Annotated in this window: 2 protein-coding genes and 1 pseudogene; 1 reads left to right on the top strand and 2 read right to left on the bottom strand. The window is 58.1% G+C overall.

Going from position 1 to position 3,432, the window contains the following annotated elements; all coding sequences use genetic code 11:
* Positions 1-805 precede the first annotated feature (805 nt).
* On the bottom strand, positions 806-1,888 hold the full coding sequence (locus LH128_RS22810; RefSeq protein ID WP_008832053.1) for an alpha/beta hydrolase fold domain-containing protein: 1,083 nt from the start codon (positions 1,886-1,888) through the stop codon (positions 806-808).
* Positions 1,889-2,008: 120 nt separating this feature from the next.
* Positions 2,009-2,632 carry a TonB-dependent receptor gene (locus LH128_RS34735; protein ID WP_008832052.1) on the bottom strand — a complete coding sequence of 208 codons (624 nt, stop codon included), beginning with the start codon at positions 2,630-2,632 and terminating at the stop codon, positions 2,009-2,011.
* 246 nt (positions 2,633-2,878) lie between these two features.
* Here LH128_RS34735 and LH128_RS34730 point away from each other — a divergent pair.
* Positions 2,879-3,432: pseudogene (locus LH128_RS34730) on the top strand (IS21 family transposase); the annotation flags it as partial.

Raw genomic sequence — 3,432 nt, 5'->3', positions numbered from 1 at the left:
GCAACGCCCCCTGACTCGCCTTGCTCCGCCCTCATATTGACCTTACCTCATCAATGCAACACATCAGACAATTCTGGACCAAGGAAGAACGAACAGGAACCGCTTGCGGAAACCGGACAGAAGCGAGTGGCATCATCGTCATTTTAAAGCTCGTGTCGACGCAGAAGGCCGTGCGTCGCGCCAATATTGCTGGCGGTGAAAGTCCACGCTCGATCATAAAAACTGACCTTACCAATGACGAGCCTTCAAGATGGATTGATGGACGAAATACACGATATCGTCCGCCCGCTATGTGGGGCGAAATTTCGCAGGGTCGAATATGCCTCAGTAGTCGAGCGGGATTGCATTGATGCGAACGGACCGATTGAGAAGAGTCGAGGTGCCGGCCTTGGACGGCTATTGCCCATCGACCACGGGAAGGACGCGTGAGGTTCTACTCCGAGGCACGCCCGCTTGACGACTGGGCAGGTCCAGTCGCAAATGCTGCCGAAATTGAGAAAATTATTGTCGTTTCGCAGAAGATTTTGGGCAAATGGCTAACGCCGTGGTTCCATCGTTAGCTTAAGACGAGGCGGACGGGATTTTGTATGTCCATGGGAACCAGCATAGGACTGGAGATCGGCGGGTCAGCGGGAGTGAGCGAGGGTGAAGTCGACTATGGTCGGGGCCGTAAATCCGGGGCGTCGAAGAAATCGCAAAGAAGTCAGATACGATCGGTAATGAACTGATGGGGTCGTCGAAATTCGCTGCGTCCAGATAATCGATCGCATTGCTTTCACGGGTCGGAAGCTTGCCACCTGTCACATCACTTATGCAAAACGTCCGTCGGAACCGGCACAGCCGGGTCGTAGAAATTATGCTCCAGGAACGCTCGAATGCGTTTGGCGATTTCCGGCGATGCCGAACCGAAGTCGCCATGGCCGCCGCCTTCTACCGTCTGGAAAAACACCGGGACCCCAGCCTTGCGCAGAGCCGCATCCAGGGAAACGGATTGTTGGTAGTTGACGAGCGGATCCTTCGTACCCTGGATAATCAAAAAGGGTGGATCACTGGCATCGACATGGGAAATAGGCGAAGCGTCCCGCGCGACATCGCCTTTCTCCGCCACTGTACCGCCCAGCAAAGTTGTCAGTATCCCGGGCAGACCGAAATGCGTCAGATCTGACGGGCCGAACATATCGACCACACATTGCACTTTGCTGGATCGCCCGAGATTGTCGCCGATGCTGCCTTCGGCTGACGCTTCTCCGCTGGTCACTCCCAGTTGTGCGGCAAGGTGGCCACCGGCCGAATCTCCCATCGCGCAAATGCGCTTCGGGTCGAAGCCATATTGCTTCGCATTTGCGCGGATCCAACGGGTCGCTGCCTTGACGTCATAGATCTGGGCAGGCCATTTATCCTGCCAGCTCAGTCGGTATCCGATGGAAACGGCGGCATATCGTCCGCTGTTAACGAGGTCCATTACGCTGGGCCGGGCCATGATCTTGCTCCCAACAGCCCAACCGCCGCCGTGGATATAGGCGATCACGGGCAGTGGCCCCCGAACCGTGGCCTTTTTCGGAAGATAGATATCGACGCGCTGACGCGGATCGCCCGTGCCCGCATAGGCGATGTCTTCGATCAAGCGCACATTGGTGCCGAGCGGAACGCGGCCGGCCCCGACGGGATCAAGATCGAAGGCGACATACTCGTCCAGCGTGATTACGCCGTCCTTGTCCGCATCGCTCTTTTGCAGCGATGCCGCCAACATCGGGGGAACTTCCGCCAGCGTGACCTTGCCGTCCTTGTTGGCATCCAGAGCCTGCCATTGGGGCCTAAGACGAACCTGGTCCGCGACTTGCGGCTGTGCGTTTGCCGCAGGGGCAAGCGACACCAGCAGCAGCGTCATTACAGATCTTGCGATATTCATTCCCGGTCCCTTGAACATAGCGGACGCCCGGAGGCGACTGTCCCCCGATTTGCTGGCAAAACGCGCACCATGCAATGGCATGGAGCGCGTCGACACCGATCAGAACTTCTTGCTAATGCCAAGTTGCACAAAGCGACCAAGCGTGAATCCGGAGAAGCCTGGCGACGGCGAGGTGACGCCCCCCAGCCCGTTGAACAGCGGCGGATCCTGGTCGAAGACGTTGTCGATGTTCAACGTTATCCCTGCATCCTTCCAGATGCCCTGCCCCTCCGGAGCATACTGGAACGCCAGGTTGACGACATTGAATGCACCGACCTTCGACTGCTGCAAATTGGCCGCCGAAGGTACGGTGGCGTAGCCATCCGTATGCTGCCATGTCGCCTGGGCCAGCAGCGGCCCGAACTTGACGCCGCCCGTCGTCGAGAGGTGCAGGCGGGAGACCCCATTCGCGTCCAGATCTGAAAATGGTGCGCCGGCGTAGGCCTGGACCTTGTAGGTCAGGATATAAGTCCCCGAAACCCCGCCGAAGATCGACCCGAAGCTGGTGTCGTAAGTCATGTTGGCGTTGAAATCGAGACCATCGGTCTTCACGCGCCCGAGGTTCTGGGATCGCGAGTCCATGAGCGCATAAACCGAACTCGGATTGGCGATATAGGGCGCGGCGTTTTGCGGCGTGGCGGAGAGAGCCGCGAAGGCCGCTATCTGCGCTGCCGTGGGCGCCATGATGTAGTTGTTGGGAAACTGCGTGAAGAACAGCGAAGGATTGAAGAAGGGAGGCGTGCTGATACGGTCCCGGAAATCGATGTTGTAATAGGTCAGCCCTGCCGAAAAACCCTTCAGGAAGGTCGGTCGGAAATCCGTGCCGACCTGAGAACACCGGGAATAAAAGGGGCCAGGGATCGGACCGGAGCACCGGGATAGAAAAGGGCCAGTCCTGTTAGACCTTCGCTTTTGTGCGGAGGTGGAAGGATGAAGAGAGTGGAGCTTTATCAGAAGGTCCGCCGCGCCGTACTGATTGACGGGATGAGCCGTCGCGCTGCCGCCCGGTATTTCGGGATCGACCGCAAGACTATCGACAAGATGCTGTGCTTTGCGGAGCCGGCTCCACATGGCCGAAGTGGTCGCACCTACGGTCGTAAGCTGGCCGGATTTACGGACATTATCGACAAGATCCTGGAGGATGATCGCACGGTCCATAGCAAACAGCGGCACACTGCTGCCCGTATCTTCGAGCGGCTGCGCGATGAGCATGGCTTCACCGGCGGCATAACGATTGTTCGCGATTATGTGGCCGGTGCCAAGCTGCGCAGTCGCGAGGTATTTATCCCGCTGAGCCACAAGCCGGGCCACGCTCAGGTGGACTTTGGCGAGGCCGACGGGATCATCGATGGCAAGCTGGTTCGGTTTCACTATTTCTGCATGGACCTGCCGCATAGTGATGCGCCGTTTTTCAAAGCCTATCCTGCCGAGGTCGCGGAGGCTTTTTGCGAAGGCCATGTTGCGGCTTTCGCCTTCTTCGGCGG

Origin of the sequence: Sphingomonas sp. LH128 (assembly GCF_000293195.2) — a bacterium.
Taxonomy (GTDB): Bacteria; Pseudomonadota; Alphaproteobacteria; order Sphingomonadales; family Sphingomonadaceae; genus Novosphingobium; species Novosphingobium resinovorum_A.
The sequence above is the reverse complement of the archived record's forward strand: the minus strand, read 5'-3'. Positions and strand labels throughout refer to the sequence as shown.

What these genes read in the sequence shown, in the direction of transcription:
- LH128_RS22810 (WP_008832053.1), bottom strand. Translation starts at nt 1,888, where the DNA reads ATGACGCTGCTGCTGGTGTCGCTTGCCCCTGCGGCAAACGCACAGCCG.
- LH128_RS34735 (WP_008832052.1), bottom strand. Translation starts at nt 2,632, where the DNA reads ATGGCGCCCACGGCAGCGCAGATAGCGGCCTTCGCGGCTCTCTCCGCC.